This is a genomic window from Streptomyces sp. NPDC047706, from assembly GCF_043204795.1.
Taxonomy (GTDB): Bacteria; Actinomycetota; Actinomycetes; order Streptomycetales; family Streptomycetaceae; genus Streptomyces.
Genome location: NZ_JBIDCW010000008.1, coordinates 99,377 through 100,920, shown reverse-complemented (window position 1 = coordinate 100,920; position 1,544 = coordinate 99,377). Strand labels below are relative to the sequence as shown.

The window sequence follows — 1,544 nt, the reverse complement described above, 5'->3', positions numbered from 1 at the left end:
GGGCCGGGGCCCCCCCCGCGGCGGCCCCCCCCCGCCCCCGGGGGGGGGCGGGCCAACCCGTGGGGCGTTAGTGTTTGGCGCCCCGCCGGCGCCCGCCGACGGAACGTTCCGTCGGCGGGCGCCGTCCATACACGGATACCCTTGACAGGTGACCGACGCCCAAGAAACCGCAGCAGACAGTTCACTGCGAACCACCGGGGGCGCTCCTCCGGAAGACGGCGGATCTTCTGTTACGGAGGCGCCGATCCCGTTGCTGGAGCCGCGTGAGGGCGTTCCGCCCGTGATCGCGGACGAGGCCGCCCTCGCCGAGATGATCGCCGCGTTCGCCGCAGGCTCCGGTCCGGTCGCCGTCGACGCCGAGCGCGCCTCCGGCTACCGCTACGGACAGCGCGCGTATCTCGTACAGCTGCGCCGCCAGGGCGCGGGCACCGCGCTGATCGACCCCGTGGCCTGCCCCGACCTGTCGGCACTCGGCGACGCGCTGTCCGGCGTGGAGTGGGTGCTGCACGCCGCCACCCAGGACCTGCCGTGCCTGCGGGAGATAGGCATGGTGCCGACGCGGCTGTTCGACACCGAGCTGGCCGGGCGGATCTCCGGTTTCCCCAGGGTCGGCCTCGGCGCCATGGTCGAGAGCGTGCTCGGGTTCGTGCTGGAGAAGGGCCACTCCGCCGTCGACTGGTCCACCCGCCCGCTCCCCGAGCCCTGGCTGCGGTACGCCGCGCTCGACGTCGAACTGCTCGTCGACCTGCGGGACGCGCTGGAGAAGGAGCTGGACCGGCAGGGCAAGCTGGAATGGGCCCGGCAGGAGTTCGACGCGATCGCGGCCGCGCCGCCGCCGGAGCCCCGCAAGGACCCGTGGCGGCGTACGTCCGGGATGCACAAGGTGCGCCGGCGGCGGCAGCTCGCCGTGGTGCGGGAGCTGTGGCAGACCCGGGACCGGATCGCCCAGCGCAGGGACATCTCGCCGGGCAAGGTGCTGTCGGACGCCGCCATCGTCGAGGCCGCCCTCGCCCTGCCGGGCACCGTGCACGCGCTGTCCGCGCTGAACGGGTTCGGGCACCGGACGGGGCGGCGGCAGCTGGAGCAGTGGCAGGCCGCCGTGGACCGCGCCAAGGCGCTGCCCGAGACGCAGCTGCCGCAGCCGGGGCAGCAGGTCGCGGGGCCTCCGCCGCCGCGGGCGTGGGCCGACAAGGATCCGGCGGCGGCCGCGCGGCTCTCCGCGGCCCGGGCGGGGGTCTCCGCGCTGGCCGAGGAGCTGGGGCTGCCGCAGGAGAACCTGATCGCGCCGGACACGGTACGGCGGGTGTGCTGGGAGCCGCCGGCGGTGGCCGACGCGGAGTCCGTGGGGCCCGTACTGGCCGGATACGGTGCGCGGCCGTGGCAGGTGGAGCTGGTGACGCCGGTGCTGGTGAGTGCGCTGTCGGCCAAAGATGCGTGAGCGCCGCAGGGCGTGAGCGCCGCAGGGCGTGAGCGCCGCAGGGCGTGAGCGCCGCAGGGCGTGAGCGCCGCAGGGCGTGAGCGCCGCAGGGCGTGAGCGCCGCAGG

1 protein-coding gene is annotated in these 1,544 nt (G+C 75.7%); it reads left to right on the top strand.

Features of this window, described 5'->3' with window-relative positions; all coding sequences use genetic code 11:
* The first annotated feature begins 148 nt into the window (after window positions 1-148).
* Complete coding sequence (locus ACGF8A_RS12005) at window positions 149-1,438, top strand: ribonuclease D (RefSeq protein WP_393106895.1); 1,290 nt, start codon at window positions 149-151, stop codon at window positions 1,436-1,438.
* The last annotated feature ends 106 nt before the right edge of the window (window positions 1,439-1,544 follow it).